The sequence below is a fragment of the Brevundimonas abyssalis TAR-001 genome, assembly GCF_000466985.1.
Lineage (GTDB): Bacteria > Pseudomonadota > Alphaproteobacteria > Caulobacterales > Caulobacteraceae > Brevundimonas > Brevundimonas abyssalis.
In genome coordinates this window covers 62,264-82,255 of sequence record NZ_BATC01000004.1, presented here as the reverse complement: position 1 = coordinate 82,255, position 19,992 = coordinate 62,264, and the positions used below count along the sequence as shown (strand labels likewise).

Annotated in this window: 22 protein-coding genes and 1 pseudogene; 4 read left to right on the top strand and 19 right to left on the bottom strand. The window is 62.0% G+C overall.

Annotated elements, in window-relative coordinates:
* Window positions 1–6 precede the first annotated feature (6 nt).
* The 4 genes from MBEBAB_RS02120 to MBEBAB_RS02100 all read right to left on the bottom strand — a co-directional run bounded on the left by MBEBAB_RS02120 (window position 7) and on the right by MBEBAB_RS02100 (window position 5,572).
* A complete protein-coding gene (locus MBEBAB_RS02120; RefSeq protein WP_021696276.1) occupies window positions 7–1,992 on the bottom strand; it encodes a conjugal transfer protein TraG in 1,986 nt (661 codons plus the stop codon).
* Window positions 1,993–2,172: 180 nt separating this feature from the next.
* Window positions 2,173–3,138, bottom strand: coding sequence for a LysR family transcriptional regulator (locus tag MBEBAB_RS02115; RefSeq protein ID WP_021696275.1), 966 nt, complete (start codon window positions 3,136–3,138; stop codon window positions 2,173–2,175).
* Window positions 3,139–3,150: 12 nt separating this feature from the next.
* Window positions 3,151–3,987, bottom strand: a complete 837-nt coding sequence (locus tag MBEBAB_RS15460; RefSeq protein WP_081703378.1) for an SDR family oxidoreductase — start codon at window positions 3,985–3,987, stop codon at window positions 3,151–3,153.
* Window positions 3,988–3,991: 4 nt separating this feature from the next.
* Window positions 3,992–5,572 carry an MFS transporter gene (locus tag MBEBAB_RS02100; RefSeq protein ID WP_200865090.1) on the bottom strand — a complete coding sequence of 527 codons (1,581 nt, stop codon included), beginning with the start codon at window positions 5,570–5,572 and terminating at the stop codon, window positions 3,992–3,994.
* An 80-nt stretch (window positions 5,573–5,652) separates the two neighbouring features.
* Here MBEBAB_RS02100 and MBEBAB_RS15455 point away from each other — a divergent pair, with 80 nt between their 5' ends.
* On the top strand, window positions 5,653–6,237 hold the full coding sequence (locus MBEBAB_RS15455; RefSeq protein ID WP_081703377.1) for a TetR/AcrR family transcriptional regulator: 585 nt from the start codon (window positions 5,653–5,655) through the stop codon (window positions 6,235–6,237).
* A gap of 8 nt (window positions 6,238–6,245) precedes the next feature.
* Here the strand turns inward: MBEBAB_RS15455 and MBEBAB_RS02090 are convergent, their stop codons facing one another.
* From MBEBAB_RS02090 to MBEBAB_RS02045, 12 genes and pseudogenes are all read right to left on the bottom strand, one after another.
* Window positions 6,246–6,449, bottom strand: coding sequence for a helix-turn-helix domain-containing protein (locus tag MBEBAB_RS02090; RefSeq protein WP_021696271.1), 204 nt, complete (start codon window positions 6,447–6,449; stop codon window positions 6,246–6,248).
* Between the two features lie 23 nt (window positions 6,450–6,472).
* Entirely contained in the window at window positions 6,473–7,714 is a 1,242-nt protein-coding gene (locus MBEBAB_RS02085; protein WP_021696270.1) for an MFS transporter, read from the bottom strand.
* Window positions 7,715–7,761: 47 nt separating this feature from the next.
* Complete coding sequence (locus MBEBAB_RS02080; protein ID WP_081703376.1) at window positions 7,762–8,313, bottom strand: TetR/AcrR family transcriptional regulator; 552 nt, start codon at window positions 8,311–8,313, stop codon at window positions 7,762–7,764.
* 77 nt (window positions 8,314–8,390) lie between these two features.
* Entirely contained in the window at window positions 8,391–9,623 is a 1,233-nt protein-coding gene (locus MBEBAB_RS17070; protein ID WP_262422601.1) for a DUF3363 domain-containing protein, read from the bottom strand.
* A 168-nt stretch (window positions 9,624–9,791) separates the two neighbouring features.
* Window positions 9,792–10,298 (bottom strand): annotated as a pseudogene (locus MBEBAB_RS18520) (relaxase/mobilization nuclease domain-containing protein); the annotation flags it as partial.
* Window positions 10,299–10,441: 143 nt separating this feature from the next.
* Window positions 10,442–10,762 (bottom strand): hypothetical protein, encoded by a 321-nt coding sequence (locus MBEBAB_RS15985; RefSeq protein WP_148291403.1) that lies wholly within the window; start codon window positions 10,760–10,762, stop codon window positions 10,442–10,444.
* A complete protein-coding gene (locus tag MBEBAB_RS02070) occupies window positions 10,759–11,691 on the bottom strand; it encodes a lytic transglycosylase domain-containing protein (RefSeq protein WP_021696266.1) in 933 nt (310 codons plus the stop codon). The genes MBEBAB_RS15985 and MBEBAB_RS02070 overlap by 4 nt, the downstream gene beginning before the upstream one ends.
* Window positions 11,688–12,080, bottom strand: a complete 393-nt coding sequence (locus MBEBAB_RS02065) for a DUF736 domain-containing protein (RefSeq protein WP_242397024.1) — start codon at window positions 12,078–12,080, stop codon at window positions 11,688–11,690. Before MBEBAB_RS02065 ends, MBEBAB_RS02070 begins: the two co-directional genes overlap by 4 nt.
* A complete protein-coding gene (locus tag MBEBAB_RS02060) occupies window positions 12,059–12,604 on the bottom strand; it encodes a S26 family signal peptidase (protein ID WP_021696264.1) in 546 nt (181 codons plus the stop codon). Before MBEBAB_RS02060 ends, MBEBAB_RS02065 begins: the two co-directional genes overlap by 22 nt.
* Window positions 12,601–13,119, bottom strand: coding sequence for a DUF2840 domain-containing protein (locus MBEBAB_RS02055; RefSeq protein WP_021696263.1), 519 nt, complete (start codon window positions 13,117–13,119; stop codon window positions 12,601–12,603). The genes MBEBAB_RS02060 and MBEBAB_RS02055 overlap by 4 nt, the downstream gene beginning before the upstream one ends.
* A gap of 58 nt (window positions 13,120–13,177) precedes the next feature.
* Window positions 13,178–14,254, bottom strand: coding sequence for a replication initiator protein A (locus tag MBEBAB_RS02050; RefSeq protein ID WP_021696262.1), 1,077 nt, complete (start codon window positions 14,252–14,254; stop codon window positions 13,178–13,180).
* Entirely contained in the window at window positions 14,255–14,524 is a 270-nt protein-coding gene (locus tag MBEBAB_RS02045; RefSeq protein ID WP_021696261.1) for a helix-turn-helix transcriptional regulator, read from the bottom strand.
* A 462-nt stretch (window positions 14,525–14,986) separates the two neighbouring features.
* Between MBEBAB_RS02045 and MBEBAB_RS02040 the strand changes: the two genes are divergently transcribed.
* Window positions 14,987–15,274 (top strand): DNA -binding domain-containing protein, encoded by a 288-nt coding sequence (locus tag MBEBAB_RS02040; RefSeq protein ID WP_021696260.1) that lies wholly within the window; start codon window positions 14,987–14,989, stop codon window positions 15,272–15,274.
* 16 nt (window positions 15,275–15,290) lie between these two features.
* Here MBEBAB_RS02040 and MBEBAB_RS02035 read toward each other — a convergent pair whose 3' ends face one another.
* The 3 genes from MBEBAB_RS02035 to MBEBAB_RS02030 all read right to left on the bottom strand — a co-directional run bounded on the left by MBEBAB_RS02035 (window position 15,291) and on the right by MBEBAB_RS02030 (window position 16,792).
* A complete protein-coding gene (locus MBEBAB_RS02035; protein WP_021696259.1) occupies window positions 15,291–15,812 on the bottom strand; it encodes a DUF2285 domain-containing protein in 522 nt (173 codons plus the stop codon).
* A 46-nt stretch (window positions 15,813–15,858) separates the two neighbouring features.
* Window positions 15,859–16,071, bottom strand: a complete 213-nt coding sequence (locus MBEBAB_RS15450) for a transcriptional regulator domain-containing protein (RefSeq protein WP_021696258.1) — start codon at window positions 16,069–16,071, stop codon at window positions 15,859–15,861.
* 193 nt (window positions 16,072–16,264) lie between these two features.
* Window positions 16,265–16,792, bottom strand: coding sequence for an antirestriction protein ArdA (locus tag MBEBAB_RS02030; protein WP_021696257.1), 528 nt, complete (start codon window positions 16,790–16,792; stop codon window positions 16,265–16,267).
* A gap of 416 nt (window positions 16,793–17,208) precedes the next feature.
* Here MBEBAB_RS02030 and MBEBAB_RS15445 point away from each other — a divergent pair, with 416 nt between their 5' ends.
* Window positions 17,209–18,246: an SIR2 family protein gene (locus tag MBEBAB_RS15445; protein WP_081703375.1), complete on the top strand. Its 1,038-nt coding sequence runs from the start codon at window positions 17,209–17,211 to the stop codon at window positions 18,244–18,246.
* Window positions 18,243–19,991, top strand: coding sequence for an ATP-binding protein (locus MBEBAB_RS02020; RefSeq protein WP_021696256.1), 1,749 nt, complete (start codon window positions 18,243–18,245; stop codon window positions 19,989–19,991). Before MBEBAB_RS15445 ends, MBEBAB_RS02020 begins: the two co-directional genes overlap by 4 nt.
* The last annotated feature ends 1 nt before the right edge of the window (window position 19,992 follow it).

Sequence of the window (19,992 nt, the reverse complement as noted above, 5' to 3'; positions counted from 1 at the left end):
GTGTCCTTACAGTTCGATTCCGTCATCGGGGTTCATGGAAACCTGCCGCGCGACCGTCCTCATGCGCTGGCGCATGGCGCGGGCCTTGGCTGCGTCAACATCCGGTTCGTCGTCCAGAAACTCGAACTCCTGCGCGGGCGACGGAGGCGGCACGACGATTTCCTCATGCTCGGGCAATTCCGGCTCGCGGCGGATACCGGCATTGGCCGGATCGCCTTCTTCGCTATTTCCAGCTACGGCCGTTGTGCTGTCCTTCGTAACAACGACGCGGCTCGACCAGTCGTCGGATGCTGTCTCGGTCGCTGGAGCGGATGGCAACTCGGGCGGCGGCAGGATGCGTTCATGCAACCGCCCATCCTCGAAATACCGCGCCTTCTTCGCCCGGATCGGCGGGGTGCCAGCGACCATGACGATCTCGTCGGCAGGCGGTAACTGCATGATCTCGCCAGGCGTCATCAATGGCCGCGCCGTCTCCTGCCGCGAGACCATCAGGTGGCCGAGCCATGGCGCGAGACGATGCCCGGCATAGTTGGTGGAATCGCGTAACTCCGTCGCCGTGCCGAGGGAGTCCGACACGCGCTTGGCCGTGCGCTCGTCGTTGGTGGCGAAGGCGATGCGGACATGGCAGTTGTCGAGGATCGAATTGTTCGGCCCATAGGCGCGCTCGATCTGATTGAGGCTTTGCGCGATCAGGAAGGACTTGAGGCCGTAGCCGGCCATGAAGGCGAGCGCCGATTCAAAGAAATCCAGCCTGCCGAGCGCCGGAAACTCGTCCAGCATCAACAGCAGGCGATGGCGCTTGCCGGACGTGTTCAAATCCTCTGTCAACCGCCTGCCGATCTGGTTGAGGATCAGGCGGATAAGCGGCTTCGTCCGATTGATGTCGGATGGCGGCACCACAAGGTAGAGGCTGACGGGCTGGCCGCTACCCACAAGATCGGCAATGCGCCAGTCGCAGCGCGCCGTCACCCGCGCCACCACGGGATCGCGGTACAGGCCGAGAAACGACATGGCGGTGCTGAGCACACCCGACCGTTCGTTCTCGGACTTGTTCAACAGTTCGCGCGCCGATGAGGCGATGACGGGATGAACGCCGGCCTCACCGAGATGCGGCGTGTCCATCATGGCGCGCAAGGTCGCCTCTACCGGGCGGCGGGGGTCGGACAGGAAGTTGGCAACACCGGCCAGCGTCTTGTCGGATTCGGCATAGAGGACGTGCAGGATCGCGCCGACAAGCAGGCTGTGGCTGGTCTTTTCCCAATGGTTGCGCTTGTCGAGGCTACCTTCGGGGTCGACCAGAATATCCGCGATGTTCTGCACGTCGCGGACTTCCCATTCGCCCTGCCGCACCTCCAGTAGCGGGTTGTAGGCCGATGATCTGGCGTTGGTGGGATCGAACAGCAGGACGCGGCCGTGCTTCGCCCGGAAGCCGGCCGTAAGCGTCCAGTTCTCGCCCTTAATGTCATGGACGATGCAGCTTCCCGGCCAGGTCAGCAGCGTCGGCACGACAAGGCCGACGCCCTTGCCGCTCCGGGTCGGGGCGAAGCACAGCACATGCTCGGGGCCGTCATGGCGCAGATAGTCGCGTTCGTAGCGGCCAAGGACAGCGCCATCGGGACCGAGCAAACCAGCGGCACGAATTTCGTGATCTTCGGCCCATCGCGCCGAGCCATAGGTCGCGACATTACGTGCTTCCCGCGCTCGGATGATCGACATGAATATTGCGGCCACGATAGCGATAAAGCCGCCGGATACAGCGATGACGCCGCCCTCGACGAAGATCGCGGGTGCATAGGCGTCAAAGGAGAACCACCACCAGAAGAAGGCCGGAGGGTAATAGACCGGCCAGCCTGCCAGCTCGAACCATGGTGCTCCAAGCTGGGGCTGGAAGCCAAGCCGCCATGCGGTCCATTGCGTTGCGGCCCAGGTCATCACCAGAACGATGGTGAAGACAACGGCAATCTGGCCCCAAAGGATTCGGCCTCCACGCATCCAGGCTCCAGTAGGCAAAAGAGACGGAGCCGATCAGAAAGTAGGCAAAATCGGGACGGGCAACAGGAAAGAGGATGCCGGAGGGCTGCCGGATACTATCGGCGGCAAATAGGACGGGTTGCCTGGGGGGCGTCGTTGCTGGTGCCTGTGCTGGCTGGTGGAAACGAATCGCGGCGAAAGTCAGTCGGTGCGGACGATCCGGCCCATGTCGCTGGCGAGGTTGAGCAGGTTGCGAAGCGCCGCGCTGCGGTTGGAGGGCGACCAAATTGCCGAGAACGTGATCGGCTCCGGCTCGTCGGCGAACGGCAGGAAGACGACACCTGACGTTGGCAGCAGCGACGTGGCCGCCCCAACGATGGTGATGCCGAACCCCTGTCCGACCATGGATAACAGGGTGCCACGCCCCACGTCGAAACGCAGGATCGACGGCGCAGGCCAGCATCCGGCAAGGCGTAGCACGATATGGTCATGGACCTGCGGACCCGTGCCGCCATGGCGGACAAGGAAAGCCTCGCCGACCAGATCGGCCCAAGTGATTGCCGACTGTCCGGCGAGGCGATGCCTATCAGGCAGCACGGCCACCAGCGGTTCGGTCCAGATCGGGCGGGAATTGCAGTCGGGCAGCTCGGGTGTGCCGGCCACGAATACTATGTCGAGCATGTCGGCGCGAAGCTGCATCACGGTATCGCGGGCCGTGCCCTCGGTGATTTCGACCTCGATGCCGGGGTGGTCTTCCCGAAACCGCCCGATCAGCTCGGCGAGGAAGCTGCGCGGGATCAGGGCATGGATGCCGATACGAAGCCGGCCGCACTCGCCCACCGCCGCCATGCTTGCGGTCTTCACCGCATGGTCGAGTTGATCGACGCCGGCCGCGATCCGCTCGACGAAGTGGCGTCCGGCTTCGGTCAACCGGACGCCGCGCGCATGGCGCTCGAACAGGAGGATGCCAAGGTCTTCTTCCAGCGTCTTCACGCGGGCGCTGACGCTGGATTGCGCCACGCCGAGCGCATTGGCGGCGTGGCGGAAGTTGAGATATTCAGCGACGGCGAGCGTCTGGATCAGTGACGCGAGGGGAATGCGCGAGCCGAGTGAGGTCGGCGCTCCCCATGGACGATCATTGAGCGGGTTGGATCGCCGCCTGCGCATACCGCCCTCTTATCAACGGAACTCATGCGCATGATCCAGAACCCAGCTTTCAAACGACCTTGGATCGCGGCCCGTCAGCATTCGGACCGAGGAAGTAACCGGCTCGGGCTTGTCTATAAACTCCTGCCAGCTCTCCATGATGTATTCGGCGAGTTCCAGATCACCAAACTCTTGAGCGAGGCGATCACGGGCTTCTTCAAACGGTTCTTCGTCCCAATGAAGATTTCGACCAATGGCTTTTCCTATGATCTTTACTTGATCCGCCTGCCGCAATGCGCTTGGTCCCGTTAGGGTATAGCGTTGCCCGGTGTGAGCTTTGTCGACCAGCGTTGCGGCAGCGGCATCCGCAATGTCCGCCTCATGTATCAGTGAACGTGTAGCGTTTGCGAAGGGCCAGCGAACCGTATCGCCCGACTGGATTTGTGGAATCCACATGCGAACGTTCTTCGCAAACCCCGTGCAACGCAGGATCGTCCATTCTGGAATGGCCTGTTCAATAGCATTTTCCATAATCGCCCACGACGAAGTAGGCTCGGCCGCTGCCGCCTCTGCCGAAAGATATGTAACACGAGCGCCTGATGCGCCGAGTATCCGACCTATATCGCCGGCCACCTCGGCCGTCTCTGAACCGGACAGGGAAGGCCAGAGCCAGAAAACGGCGTCCGCGCCTGCGACCGCTTTTTCTACCGACGATAGATTCTCTACATCCATCGCCACGCTTTGCACTCCCTCCGGCAAGGAGGCCGTTGTTTGATCGCGCACCGCTGCGACGACTTCGACCTGTTGTGAATGAAGGTTCCGAACCAGATGTTGCCCGACCGAACCTGTAGCGCCTGTGACGACGATCATATTCCTACTCCTTTGCGCTGATTTTTGTTGTGGCTTCGATGGCCACCGTGGAATGAAGCTCGCGTTTGCTGGGTGAAGGCCGCATGAGCCAAGGCACCAGAAGGGCAAGCACAACCATCATGATTGCTCCGACCGCCGCTGCCGTGGTGAAGCCGGCAGTGAAGGCTTGCCGGGCGCTCAAACGAAGCGCATCGGCGGCTGGTCCAGTGAGGGTATCGGACACCGAGATAGCTGCGCCGAGCGTTTGTGCTGCCGCCTCCTGCAACGCTTCTGGAAGTTCAGTGGGAAGTGACAACGAAGTGCGGTAGATCACCGTTCCCAGCGTTCCTGTTAGAGCAATACCTAACGCTGCACCAAGTTCGGAGCCGGTTTCTGAAAGTGCAGATGCTGCTCCTGCGCGCTCTATCGGCGCGGCTGCTACCACCACATCTGTTGAAAGCGACATGATCGTCGTCACACCAGCCCCCAGCAGAGAGCCGCCGATCAACACGACGGCTAGACCGTCCTGCGGCGGTGTCGTCGCCGTAACCGTCAAGCCGCCAGCAGCCAGAGAAAACCCGACGAACAAGGTTCGCGGAAGGCCCCACCGTGCCACAACAATCGTTGCAACCATCGCACCGGCCATTGACGCAAGCGTAAGCGGAACCATCCAGAGCGCAGCAGCCAGTGGCGACATGGACAGCACGAGCTGGAGATACTGCGCCAGATACATGGTCGGGCCGGTCAGCGCCAACATTCCCAATGTAACCGCGAGGATACCGGCAACGAACTTTCTGCGCCGAAACAGGGTGAAGTCGATGAGCGGTTGGCGTGCCGAGCGTTGTTGCACGAGGAAGCCCAGCGACAGAATCAAGCTGAGCAAGAGGAACGATCCGCTGGTAGCGGACCAGATACCCGCTTCGGCCCCCTTTTTCAGCGCGTAAACGAACGCGAGAACCGCCGCCAATGACAGGGCTGCCCCCAAGAGATCGAAGCCGCCTTGTTCGTCGTTGCGATGCTCCGGCACGAGCTTCGGCGCGATGGCGAGCAGGATGACGATGACCGGGACATTGATGAGGAAGACAGAGCCCCAATCGAAGTAGCTTAGCAGCACGCCACCCACCACCGGGCCGAGCACCCCGCCACCGGCAAAGGCGGCGGTCCATAGCCCGATTGCGCGTGTCCTTTCCTCCGGGTCATGGAAAACATTGCGGATCAGTGCCAGCGTCGATGGCATCAGCGTAGCCCCGCCAACGCCCATCAGCGCGCGGGCCGCGATCAGAAACTCGGGGCTTGGCGCAAATGCTGCCAGCAAGGATGCCACCCCAAACAACGATGCTCCAGCGAGCAACAACCTGCGGCGTCCAATTCTGTCGCCAAGGCTTCCCATCACGATAAGAAGCCCAGCCAGCACGAAGCCGTAGATGTCCAGTATCCAAAGCATCTGACTGCTGCTTGGCGTCAAATCGGCGCTTATGTGGGGAACTGCCAAGTAGAGGACCGATAGGTCCATGGAGACTAGAAGGACCGGCAGCACCAGAGCCGCAAGGGCGAACCAACGTCGCCGAGTTGCTTGAACATCCTGTGCATCTTCGGGATCGGGCACGGTATACCTCACATAAGCGGACACTTCGTCCGATTAAATGGACATTGTGTCCGGTTGAGTCAAGTGCTAGTCATGAAGCCATGACAACCCAGCCCCCTCGTCCTCTGCGCGCGGACGCGCGCCGCAACCGTGATCTGATCGTCGAGGCTGCTCGGACGGCTTTCGCCTCCAAGGGTGTCGATGCTCCGCTGGAAGAAATCGCCAAAACGGTAGGTGTCGGCCAAGGCACGCTCTACCGTCACTTTCCGACGCGGGAAGACTTGATAGCGGCAGCAATACAGGATGACGTGGATCAGCTAGTCCGAAACTCGGACAAGTATGCGCATGGTCGCGATCCATTCATGGCGCTGGGTGAATGGCTTCGGGAACTAGCCATGTTTTCCAGAACTTACAGTGGACTTCCGAATCGCGTCCTCGATGCCTCTGCGGGAAAATCAGGAAGTTTCTCTGTGGTGTGCGGCTCGTTGGAAAGCCTGACGGATCGTATTCTGGTTCGCGCCAAGGAGGCCGACCAGATTCGAGCGAACGTCACGGCCGAAGATGTGTTCCTACTGGCAAATGCTATTGCATGGAGCTTGACGAAAACACCGGGCACCGAATTGCTCGACAAGCATATTGACATTCTATTGCGGGGAATTGCGTCTGGAACAGGCGCGGCGTCATGATAGCCCGCTCAACACGCTTTGCGTGATGCCCGGCCGCCAAGGTCTTCCTCCAGCGCCTTCACGCGGGCGCTGACGCTGGATTGGGCCACGCCGAGCGCATTGGCAGCGTGGCGGAAGTTCAAATACTCGGCGACGGCAAGCGTCTGGATCAGTGATGCGAGGGGGATGCGCGACCCGAGCATGGTCGGCACTTTCCATTGACGATCAATCATAGGTGCTGATCGCCGCCGCATTGCTACCCGCGCGCTGGATTTGGCTTTAGCGGGACCGGCCCTCCAGAATTACGGACAAGTATCGTCGATACCGCGCCAATCAGAAGCAGGATCGCGGCCGACCAGAAAGCCGCCGAGTAGCTTCCCGTCTCAACCCGCAAATAGCCGCCGAGATACACGGCGATAGCCGCAAGTATTTGATGCAGAAACCATGCGGTGCCGAGGATGCTGCCCATGGCGTTCGCGCCGAACAGGTCGCCGATCAAGCCGGTCTTCAATGGGATGATCGGCATGGACGATACGCCATAGATGAGGGCGAACGCATAGAGGTGCCACACCTCTGTAGAGACTGCGAGGAAGGCAAGGGAGAGTGCGCGGACTAGATAAAGGCCAATCAGCAGGTTCTTCTTGCCAACCCGTCCAGCCAACTGCCCGCACGCCCACATAGAAATCGCGCTTGCACCAGCGGCAAGGCCGAGAACCTGCCCGCCTGTGGAAAGGTCTGCCCCAAGATCGACGGCGAAACGCGGCAGGTGGATCACAACAAGATAGAGGGAATATCCGCAAGTGACGAAGGCGAATGTCGCAGCCCAAAAATCAGAGTTGCGAATTGCCTGCGAAAGCGATGCGGACTTGGGCGGGGTGAAGGTGGAAAGCTGGTCGCCATCCGGTGCTTGATTGATCTTGTCTGGAGAACTTTGAGTGACGAACAGGACCAGAGGGACGATCACCACGATCATTAACATGCCGAGCACAAGGAACGCGCCGCGAAAGCCAGAAGTGACGATAAGCCATCCGGCGAGCGGAAGAAAAACAAGCTGGCCGATATTCATGCCCATGGCGCTTTGGGCCAGCATCCGCGCTCGCCCCCGGACATACCATCGAGCGACTAGGACCGAATTGGCCATTGACCCGCAGCCAGCAAAACCAATCGCGGCAAGGATTCCGTAGTAGAAATAAAACTCCCAGACTGTTGAAATGGTCGATGACAGCAGAAAGGCGATTCCCATCAGCGCGGCACTTGCCACGATGACGGGCTTTGGGCCGAAGCGGTCGATCATTCTCCCCATGAGAGGCTGAAAGATGCCCCATACGATCATGTTGAGGGCTGCCGCTGAACTCAACGTCGCGAGTCCCCATCCGAACTCTTGGGCCAAGGGCGCGAAAAACTGGCCGCCGCTAAGATTGAGGCCAAACGCTCCCATCAGAGTGATGAAGGCGATGGCGACTATCCATGGTCCGTGGAAATGTTGCGCGTTCTGCATGTTCGCTCCATATACTACCGGCCACCCGGTAGGTTTTGAGAGTAAATTTACGGAAGCATCTTGATGCTCGTATCAAGCGCCCGGCGAAGATGTTGGGGGTCGTTGTAAAGGCGCATCATCATGATCGCGCCTTGGACGTGGGCGACTGAATCGAAGGCCAGATCGCGCGCCTTGCCTGCTCCATGTTCGGGGGTTAGCAGATGCGCGATTGCTTTCGCCCAATCGTCAAAATACGAACGCAACGGCTCTTGAAAACGTGGCGCACGCTCCGTCAGCGCCAGCGTGAAATTGCCTAGCAAGCATCCGCCTTCCCGACCGTTGAAATAGCCGAACGTCGCCTCGCAAAGCGCATAGAGCCTCTGCTTGGCGTCGGTGTCGTTGCTGTAGGCGATGGCGAAGATGTGTTCGCGGAAATGGTCGTGGATGCGCTCGATGGCGGCGAGGACCAGCCCATCCTTTTCGGGGAAGTGGTGATAGAGACTGGCCTTGCGGATTCCGCAGGCATCCGCGATCTGGGCCATCGACGTATCGTCGTAGCCACCGATGCGGAAAAGTCCGGTGGCACGTTTTACAATCTCATCACGCTCAATCTTTGCCATAACCAAATCCTACCGTGCGGCAGGTAGCCTAGCAGTTTGCTGGGATACTTCAACATGAGATTCACGGATGGATATGGCTAAAAGCTCAACCCCCTCTGCCGGCCCAACTGCCACGACACCGATCCGCCCTGCACGACGCCCATGACTTCGCGGCCAAGCTGGCGGTCGATGACCGGCCGCCACGGGACAAGCGTGAACTCATGGGATTTCTCGACCACGGCGAACTTGCCGCTGGATAGCTGCACGGTCCCGGTGAACTTGCCGCTGACGTTCTCGCCGTCCGTGGCGGCGCGGAACGGCAGGCCCTTGTTCTCGGCCATCTCCACGCCGACGCGGGCAACCTCGCGCTCGCGCAAGGTGGCTAGAAGGCTGCGCCGGTAGAAGACGCGGCCATTCCGCGCTCGGCTGGCGTCGCCCTGTTCGATATGATGCTCGCGCCGCTGGTCCATCGCCTCACGCACCTGCTGGCCGAAGCCGGCCGGCGCAAGGTCGGCCGTTTCACCATGAACCAATCGCCGGTCCAGCCAGGTCGCACCATCCGAACCGATCTGCCTTTGCAGCCCGACGGGGGAAAGGACGCGAACGCTGGCCTGCCGGTCCCGGCCGGCGTCATAGGCGGCTGCACGGCCGACCAGATCATCGGGGATGCGCCATTGGTCGGCGTCGATCCGCTCGACGATCCCGGCCCGACGCAACGCCTCCAGCCTGCGAATATGAGCATCGACATAGCCCTCATAGTCGCCGCCCGGAGCGCGGCCCTCGAACTTCGCCTGCTCCAGATGACGGCTCGGCCGGTAGATGCCGTCATCGGCGATGGCCGTGATGGTGCGGTCGGACGGCCGGGCTGCCGCTTCGGCCGGGCCGATCTGGACCACGCTGCCGATACGGGCGTCCTCCAGCCGCTCGGGCGCGATACCGGCGATGTGGTGCGTCCTGCCGTCGATCCCGTCCACCATGACTGTCAGGTTCTCCCCCAGCTCGTCAGACAGGTGCTTGTCCACGACGCGGCCGACGATGGGCGTCTCGGGCGCTCCGTCATGGATTTGGAAGCTCATGGGATCGCGTTCGCCGCCCTGCGGGCCGAGCGCCTTCTGCATGGTGCGGATGAGGTCGCCGCGCTCGCCCAGCTCGCGCAGAGCCGGCTCCATGTCCTTGCTCAACTCCCAAACGCCGGGCGCGTGCTCGGTCGCCAATCCCATCTTCTCTAGCTTTGTAAGACGGCGCAGGCGCAGCGTCCGCTCGAACTGCCGCCTCGGCTCTGCCGGCTCATGGCGCAGGTCGAGGAAACGGGCATCGGCTTCCTCGGTCATGGCGCGGTCGATCCGGGTCAAGCGGTCTTGGTCGATTTCGGCAGACAGCTTGCGCGTTTGCTCGATCTCGGTCACGGGGCCGAGTTCAAGACTGGCAAGCTCGCTGGCGCGCTCGCGCAGGCCGGCGGAAAGATAATCGCCGTTGATGACCAGATCCCCGCCCGTGTCGTTGCGGCCGTTGACGATGATATGCACATGGGGATGGCCGGTGTTGTAGTGATTGACGGCAACCCAATCGAGTTTGGCGCCGAGGTCTGCTTCCACCTGTTTCATGAAATCGCGGGTGTAGGCGGTGAGGTCCGATAGCTCCGCGCCATCCTCGGGCGAGACGATGAATCTGAACTGATGGCGGTCGTCCTGACCACGATCAAGGAAGGCGTCGCCATCGGCTCGGTCTTCATGCGCCGAATAGAGCTGGCCGCGCTCGCCGTCACGCGAGGTTCCGTCACGCTGAACATAGCGTAGATGCGCGCGGGCGCGTCCGCCCTTCCACGCGGCTCGGACGCTCCGCTGCTTGACGATCACGCGGCGGCTGCCCGGCTGGCGATGATGCCATTGGCCGGAGATGTTGCGGGCGCGCACGAAGCTCGCGCCCCGGCCGCGCTTCACGCCCTTGCCGCTGGCGACCACGGCACGGGACCGGCCCGGCGATGACGGGCGGGCGGATGACGGCATGGAAGGATCGCGGGAGGCTGCCGCCTGATGCTGCTGGGTGATCTTCCTGACCTGCGTGAAAAAGCTCTTGGTCTTGCCGGCCCTCGGCGTGTCGGATCGGATGCGGCCGGGCTTCGGACGGAAGCGGTTTTCGTCGTCTGCGCTCATAGGCGCGGCTCCGGCCGAAAATGCCGGAAAACGGCCGATCTGCGCCTATGGTGCTGCTCAAAACCCTGCAAAGCCAAGGCTTTGCGCGAAATCGCGGCACGCGGCCCCTCAAAACCATGGTGCCGGAACTGGCCACCTAACCAGTGTGCAGACAACAATAATTTCCAGAAGCGGCCCGATATGGTGCCGTCTTCTTTAATCTTGCCCTCCGCCCTTTCTGTCTTTTCTGCCCTTCCTGCCGGGAATCCAGCCGGGCGCAAACCTGCCGGACTGGATGCCGAAATCAGCGCCGCCGAGCGCGGGAACGCCGCCCTCATGGCGTTTCTCCATCGCTGGCGCTCGCCACGAAAATGCTGCCGTCCTGCGACTCCGCACGGGCGTGGTCGCGCGCCGGAACGGCAGCGCGGCCGTCGCCTGTTTGCACCACGGACGGGGGCGCGGCGGCAGCTCGCGTGTCGTCCGGCCGCATGACGAACAGCGGTGCCTCGCGCCAGTCGGGCTGCGGTGCCGGTGGTTGCAACGGCGCATCCGATGGAGCCGCGCCGCCAAGGATCGGGGCAAGCGCGGCGACATAGGCGCGTGTCTCGGCGGGAAGCGGGCGGCCCGTCGCGCGGTGCTCGTCATAGCGGCCGGGGCCGGCGTTATAGGCCGCAAGCATCGCCGCGACATTGCCGTAGCGGTCGAACATCTCGCGCAGGTAGGCCGTGCCTACGAGGATATTGTCGCGCGGGTCGTAGGGATCGCGGCCGAGGCCATGGCGGACGCGCAGGCCCGCCCATGTGTCGGGCATGACCTGCATCAATCCCATCGCCCCGGCCGACGAAATCGCACGCACGTCGCCCGCGCTCTCGGCGCGCAGCACGGCGCGAATCCAGTGCTCGGGGATGCCGAAACGCTGCGACGCCTCGGAGATGTGCGCCGCAAAGGGATGGGCTGCGGCCGGGCGCTCGACCGGCACGGACTGCGCGACAGCGACGCCCGATCCGATGCAGACTGAAAGCGCCCCCGCCAGCAGCAGGATGGCACAATGCCATGCCGGCCTGTCTCCGTTTCGCCGCCAGCCTGCCAGCGTGCTCGCTGCGGTCAAGGGCAAGGCGCAAGCGCCGGCCGATGGCCGCCCCTGACCTTCGCTGTGCGCGCCGGCCGTCTGGTCGCCGAGCGGGACGAAGGGATGCGACGGCTTTTCCGCGAACAAAGGGATGCCGATCTTTGACCGGGTGGCGGGCCGGACGCGCGCGGCCGTCATTCCTCATCCTCGATCTTCCGGGCGTGCTTCCAACGCAGGGTCCAGACCGATGGATCATCGTTGGACTGGAACAGCTTGGCGCGGATCGGGAACGGGAAGATTGGCCCCTCCAATCGCATCGACACGAACTCGCCAGCGTTCTCGCTGGAGTCTTTCCATGCGGGGCCGGCGTCCGGGCCGTCCTCGCTATCGAGACGCACGCGATAGTCGGGCGCGTTTTTCACGTCGCTCGCTTTGGCCGGGACGATGAACAGCTTTTCGTGGAGGCCGAACGAATGAAGCTCCCCGGCATAGCCGGTTTCGGTGCGGGTGAAGGTGCCTATTTCTGCCATGGGAAATCTCCTGCGATTGGTTTCGGGGGGCGGTTTCAGTGCGTCGGCGCGCGCCACTCGTAGCGGCCGACGCCTTCCTCATCGGTCCAGAGCGGGACCGCTCGGCCGATGACGGAAGCTGCGGGGATGGGTCCGAAATACCGGCCGTCGAGGCTGTCGCGGACCTCCCAATTCATGAGGAAAAGCTGGCCGTCGCCGATGACGCGGCAACCCTGCCAGCCGGGCAGATCGCGGCCGAGGCTGTCGCGCTCCAGCGCATCGCCCATCTCGATCCCGTCAACCGTGATCGTGCGGCCGGTGCGGCAAACCCGCTGCCCCGGCAGGCCGAGGACGCGCTTCAACAGCGGAACGCCTCGCGCGATATAGCCGCGCTCGACCATGAAAGCGGCGAGCGGTTCGGGCGGCATGACGGCGACCAGCTCCGGCACGTCGATCCGCTCGGCCGGCTCGACGGTGTAGAATCCGACCGGTGCGCTGGCGGTGGCGTTCCATATGAGTTTCGTCGGTGTCTTGACCGCGCTTGCGGCGGCGATGCCGATCACCGCCAGCGCCGTCACCGTGAGGGTGCGGCGGCGCGTCATGGCTCGATCCTTCGACGGTGAAGCCAAGCGGCATGTCGCTCGGGCGTGTAGGCGTGCGGTTCCAGATTGGCGGTCAAACGGTTGTGGACGTGCCGCCAGTGATCCGGCGAGGCGTCGGCCGGATCGAGGCCGAGCGCATCCACGGCGTCGATAGCTACAAGCGCACGCTGCACCTTGGGCCAGCCGTCGAGGCGCAACAGGATTTCGCCACCGGGGCGCACGAAGGGCAATGTCTGGAACGGCTCACCGCGCCCGATGGCGCGCACAATGTCGATGCGCGAAACAACCGTGCCATGCTCACCAGATGCCCAACGGACGAAGGCAAAGACGCTGCCCGGCGCGAAGCCGACGACGCTGCGGCGGCGGTCGATGATCTGCTCGTAGCTCTTGCGGCCGAAGCGTATCCAGTGTTCGACCTTGCGTTTCTCGAAGGTCAACTCGACCAATGTGGTGAAGGGCGCAGGCCCGTCCGGCAGCGGACGGCCGTGCGCGCTGCGGTGGGCGCGACGGGTCATTGTTCGTCTCCGGGGATGTGCTGGGGGCTGCGCGGGCGCATCGTGTCGAGCGCGGCCGTCATGGCTCGCCACTTCGGGCAGAACCGGCACCACGCTTCGCCTGCGCGCGCGTCAAAGAAAAAGAGTTAGATTCTCTGTTAGATAAGTTAGCGGTCGGATTCCGCGTTTCAGGCCAAAGAGTTAGCTGCGGTTCGTGCGCCTGATCTGCCGATAGTGCTGCGCCTGATGTGCCGATACCCCGTGCGCCTGATCTGCCGATGGCATTAACAGGGTTATCAACAGTGCCTGTTGATGAGCTTTCGGGGCGGATGCGCAGCAGTTCGCGGCCGTCTTGCCGCTCGATCTGGAGCAGGTAGCCGGGAAGTTGCTGGCGGGCCGCGATCCGGCGCAGGTCGAGCGCAAAGTCGGACGGCCGTGCGAGGCTGCCGGATTTCTGGTGAAGGTGTACGACCTCGAAAATCCAGCCGTGGCGCTGGTGGCCGGCGTGCTTTCTGGCGACGCGGTAAAGCCATCGCTCTATGCCGCCAGTCAGCCGGAAATAGGCCGGGTCGATGGTCAGGACCAGCGAGCGGTCAATGACGCTGTTGTAGAACCATTCGGGCAGGACGAACTCCATGCCCTCGACGCGGCCGGCGCGCGTCGTCATTTCCTCCCACTCGTTGATCCATGAGAATTGCCGGCGACGCCAATGCGGGCCGTTGCGGATGGTGGTTGCAATGACGGTCGATTGCAGCCGCGCCAGCGCGGCTTTCAGAAGCCGATATTGGTGATTGCCGGTCGGCCGCCCGATGGCGCGCAAAAGATGGTAGGGCGTAAACCGGACAAAGCGCGACGTGGTGTGGCCGTTGTTCTCGGCCGCGACGATCTGCGAGGCCGCCCATATTAGCACATCGGCGTCCCAAATGGTCGCCATGCCGTGCTCGGGCATGCCGAACACCTGCACCTCTATGTCGGCGGCCTTGTAGAGAATTGGCTTGCTGCGCGGGGTCTTCGCCAGCGAGAAGAACGGCCGTTCCATCAAGTCGCGCTGGTCGCGCGGCGGCGCGTCGCCCGTTGCGACCACAAAGGGGTCTAGTCGGCTGCGCTCGCTGCCCTCGCCCGGCAACGCGGGGTCGTGATCGTCCTCGCGCAGCATCTAGCAGTCGCCCCGTTCTTCGGGCGTGAGGGGACGCGCGGGAAAGACGGTGCCGGCGGTCTTTTCGCGGGTGGATTTGCGCTCGCCCGCCGCGCTCCAGTCTTCCAGATCGCGGACGGTGTAGAGGACGCGACCGCCGACCTTGCGATAGGTCGGGCCGGTGCCATAGGTGCGATGCTTCTCAAGGGTGCGGATGGATATGCCAAGGAAGCGCGCGGCTTCCTTGGTGCGCAGCAGGCGCGGCGGCAGGCCCGCAAGCGGGTTGGGCATGGATCACCTCCAGTCGGGATTGGGCTGCCGGGGGCGGCAGCGGACCGTGGCGAAACATGGCGAGGGATCGGCGGCGCGTAGCGTGCCGCATTTGCGCCTATGCGCTAGCGGCACCCCCCTTCGGGGCGGCGCGGCTAATAGTTGAGGGATTTCAGCGGCTCATCGCCTGCCGCATTGAATAGGCGAAGACATTCGCACGCGGTTCGGCTAAGAATGTGGGTGGAGCAGACGCGCTGCTCTGGGGCGTCGAAACCCCTCTGTTACCGGTTGGTGCCGGCCGTGACGGCACCAAACTCCTTGACCTTATGGTCGGGGAGCCTGTGGCGTATACAACAGGCTTTCCGAGCTAAAGGCCATGGGGCCGTGTAACAGCGGTTTCGAACTCCCCGATCACCAAGAGTCAGAGAGAATCGTTTGCGGGGGCGCACCGCAGACAAAGCCTCTCGGATGCGGGGAATGACTATGCGGGTTCCCGTCGAACTCGATCCCGATGTGGACGATGAAGCGCCGACCGGCGACACCATAACCGTCTATGATGAACGGCATTACGTCACCTATCTGCGTTTGCTGGATGCAAAGGCCGAGGGCGCGGACTGGAAAGAAGTCGCGCGAATCGTGCTTCACCGTGATCCGGTCGCTGAGGAACTGCGGACCCGCCGTTGCTGGCAAAGTCATCTCGAACGCGCGCAATGGCTATCGCGTGAGGGCTATCGGAAGATTCTGGAGCAGGCGGCAGCCAATAAGGCGTGAGGGCCACGCCTCCCGATCAACGCTTGCCGGGCTTGATCGGGTAGTGAAGCAGCAGGCGATAGCCGCCGCGCATCATTTTGATACCGTGCGCGACCAGGCGGCGGGCCTTGTTCTTGCGCGGATCGTTCTCAAAATCTTCCTTGGTGCCGCGAAAGCCGAGCAGGACTTCGGCGATGGTGCGATAGCTCTCGCCGCGCAGCCGGGCGTCGAGAGCGCGCAGGGACAGGATATGCCATTGCCGGAGCTGGGCGGGAACAACCCGGAAGTCGGCACCGGGCGCGCGGCCGTTGAGGGACCGCCAAAGGCGGCGGGCGGCGTGGGCGCGCAACTCCAGAAAGGAATCCATCGGAAGGGCGACGGCATAAAATGCGGCGGCGTCTGGCACCGCCTCGGGTAGCCAGAATTGATGTGCGACGCCATCCAGCTGCCAGATGCCGTGCCAGCCATCGGAAGCACGGCGCAGGTCGAGGCCGTCGAGATGGGCCAGCGTCAATATCGGTTCGGTGTCGTCGTCCCCATGCGCGACCGGCGACAGCATCACGGCTTGCGGTTGAAGGCTCGGACTCCAGATCGGTGCCGGCTGGTCATGCGGCGCGTCGGGGTCGCACGGAAAATCGTAAACCCCAGCGATCCGCGAACGCATCAAGGTCGGGGCCGGACGATCCCCCGGTCACGATGGTCTGGAAGTCCTGACGATAATCGCCATTGCGGCGCAGATATTCCCAAGCGAAACCAGCGGCAGGGATGTATTTTGTGTGCCCGTATGCCGCCGGAGACCGCCAATCGATGCTGAGCATGGCGTCACCTCCCCAAGCCGGGATGCTGGGCAGCGCCCGGCAAAAAGAGGTTCAAGGATCACTGGAAATATAGAAGCCGCTCAAAGCAGATACCTTGAGCGGCTAAGCCGATCATTTTTGGTGTTTTTGGCTTGGCGACAGCCGGTGATTCCGCGATGCCTGTCCCTATGAGCACGGACAGGCAGTCATGTTCTCATCTGCTGGAAAACACATGCACCTCGCCGTGCCCGGTTTCGATGGTGAAAAGGTCGCCGCTCAACTCGGCGTCGTGCGCCATCGCCTGCCAATCGACATAGTAGCGCAGCGCCTCGGGAATAGTGATGCTCTCGTTGGTCAGTTCCTCCATATAATCGGCGAGACTGGCAAACTGACCATGATAGCAGTCCTGCAAGGCGGTTTCGGCTTGGTCTATGTCGCCGCTGAACTGCTCCAATAGGCCCGCGCCGAGTGCGCCATGCTCTGCGATTACAGCGGCCATCCGCGCCACGCTGTCGATGCCGGCATACTCGGAGATGCTGACGCCCTCGAAGCCCTCATAGTCGTGAATGGCGTATTCCTCCGCCTCCGTGACAGGTGAACGGGCAAGCATCGCGGCAATCTGGTCCCTGATCTGGTCGACGTCCTGATCCGCGTCGATCCAAGCCCCATGCAGATAGCCATTGTTGTAGGCGGCAAGGCAGGCGACATAGATGCGGAGATTGCTGTCGGATATGTTGGTCATGTCTCTGATCCTCGGGTCTGAAGGTCAGCGAAGCGGAACGCCGCGCCTGATCTTCTGGCCGTCGCCGAGACTGGGGGGTGCAAGGCGCAGGGGCGGCCGGGACGGAGGGGGATCACCCGGCCTGCACGAAACGGAGGAACGATGTGGAGGAAGGCTGGGGAGACCGTCCCGGCCGAGCGTTAGCGATCCCTTGCGCCGCGCGGGGGGCAGCACCCCAAGCAACTCGCCCGGTGTGAGCTGTAGCGGGAGGCGGGCAGAAAGCTGGACCAGGATGTGCAAAGCCGCTGAACCTAGAATCCGAGCATCCTGATCGCCGTTTTTGTTATTATGTCGCGATATCGTTGGTATCGCTTAGGAATTGATCATCAGCCATACTAACCGAATCGGTCCCCAAAGAGACTGGCGAGAGGGCGCGCTTGGACATTCATGAGCTTAAACTGCTGTTGCAACAGCATCTTACAGACGGCCTAGTAACGGTTGTCGGCTCGGGTCTGTCATGTGCGGAAGGGCTGCCGGGTATGGGCGAATTAGCTACCCATCTCGATGCGACTGTGACAGCAGGCTTGGCGGCAGCGGAGGTAGATCGGTGGAACGACATTTCACCGCTTCTGCCGACCAAGGGCCTCGAAGCGGCTCTACTGGAAGTGCCACCGACGACAGGACTGGAAGTCGCAATCGTTGCGCGCACGGCTGAACTGATCGCTATGCGTGAGCGCCAAATCGTTGCTGGAGTTTTCTCGCGGACCCGCACGCTTCGTTTTACCGGGCTTGTCAAGCACTTGTTAAAACCTCATACGGGGCTTCCGGTCGTTACCACCAACTATGATCGTTTGGTTGAGGTCGCCGTGGAAGAAGCAGGCCTCGGCGTCGATACGTTGTTCGTCGGCCATTTTGCAGGTGAGTTGAACGAGCAGGAAAGCCGCTTGAGCTTCTGCCGGGAGGTGACGCTGAAAGGCGGACGAGCACAATATCGTTATCGTCCGCGCGCCAATATCTTCAAACCTCATGGCAGTCTCGATTGGTATCACCGCGACGGGAAGCCCGTACGCTACTCTGGCGATCTCGATCTACCGCGGCTCATCATCACGCCGGGGTTGAACAAGTTTCGCAACGGCTACGAAAGTCCGTTCGACCGCCATCGGGAACGGGCAAATTCGGCGATCGACCGTGCCAGCCGCTTTCTCGTGATCGGCTATGGCTTTAACGACGATCACCTGGAAACTCACCTTACGCCCCGTATCCGCAGTGGCGTGCCCACGCTCCTTTTGACCTACGGACTCTCGGATAACGCCGTGAAGCTCGTAAACGAGTGCGGCAATGTCATCGCGATTCAGCGCGCCGAACAAGCAGGCGTTTCCGGCTCTGGCGTCTTTGTCGCCGGCGTCGAGACATTCTTTCCCGGTCTAGACCTGTGGGATCTGGGCTCATTCGTTGCAGAGGTGCTTGAACCATGACTGAAGCCGCTCTCCAATTTGCTGACGAGGATAAAATCGGACGCGTCGCGTCGGTCGATACCAGCCGTGTTGCGATCGATGTGACGAACTCCGTTCTGCTCACGCGGATCGGCATCGGACAGCTCATCGCCATTCGCGGCGCGACGGAGCGCGAATATCTCATCGCCATGACCGAGCGCGTCACCCGCAGCGTCAGGGAGGAATTGCCCGGCCCGGACGATGAAGATGCCGATGGCGGGCTTTTGGCGGCGGTGCCGACCGACCTGATCCAAGGCGTGTTGATTGGGACATTCAGAACGGTGGAGGGTGATCGTAGGAATACCTTCAAGCGCGGTGCCGATAGCTTTCCGCAAATCGATAGAGACTGCTTCGTCATCGAAGGCGGGAACCTTCAACGCTTCATGGGCATCCTCGGAGCCGGTTTCTCCGCCGATGAAAGGCTCAAGCTCGGCACGTTCGTCGCGGATCGCACGGCCGACGCGATTGCCAGTGGCGACAAGTTCTTCCAGCGCCACGCAGCAATTCTCGGTAGTACTGGATCAGGTAAAAGCTGGGCGGTTGCGCTGATCCTTGAACGGGCCGCGAAGCTAAAATTTCCGAACATCATCGTGTTCGACATGCATGGCGAATATGCCCCCTTGGCGGACAAAGCGAATGGAGGATTTGCCACGCGCTTCCGCATTGCTGGTCCCGGCGATCTGGAAAATCCGGGCGACGACACGCTATTCCTGCCGTACTGGCTGCTTAATCGCGATGAAATGCTGTCGATGATCCTCGATCGCAGCGACCAGAACGCCCCCAATCAGGCGTCACGGTTCACTCTGCATGTCCGCTCTCTAAAAGGACAGACCCTCGACGCCGAGGGTAAGGCAAACATCAAGAAAACATACACCGTCGATTCACCGATACCCTACGATGTGAAACAATTAGTCGGGCTTCTGAACACAGACAACACCACAAAAGGCGTTGGTAAGACTGGACCGGTGAAGGGGGAATGGGAGGACAAGCTGACGCGGTTCCTGTCGCGCCTCGAAGCAAAGCTGGACGATCGTCGCTACGGTTTCATGTTCGCACCGCCACCTGCTGCGATGAAATACGACTGGCTTTCAGCGCAGATGCTCAAACTGCTGCAATCTGGCGATGACACAGGCATCAAGGTTATCGACTTCTCCGAAGTGCCCGCCGACGTACTCCCCGTGGTGACGGGGACGCTGGCGAGGCTACTTTATGATGTTCAGTTCTGGATGAGCGGGAAGACCCGGACGCCGGTTACGCTGCTCTGCGACGAGGCGCATCTTTATCTTCCGGTTCGCGATGACGCTGACGCGGTCCAGCGTCAAGCCCTCGGATCATTCGAGCGAATCGCCAAGGAAGGCCGTAAATATGGCTTCTCGTTGTTGGTGGTGAGTCAGCGCCCGTCGGATGTCAGCCGGACGATCCTGAGCCAGTGCAATAATTTCTTGGCTCTGCGCCTGACGAATGAAACCGATCAGGGCGTCATCAAGCGCCTGATGCCGGATTCGCTGGCGGGGCTGACGAGCATTTTGCCGTTACTTGATACGGGTGAGGCGCTGTTGTTGGGTGATGCGGTTCTTCTACCAACGCGGATCAAGCTCGATATGCCCAAAGTGGCACCCGATAGCGCTACGCGGGATTTCTGGAAGGAATGGGGATCTGCCAAACCGGATGATGCGGCCATCGCGTCGGCTATCGAATGCCTGCGGGGGCAATCTCGAAACGGCTGAT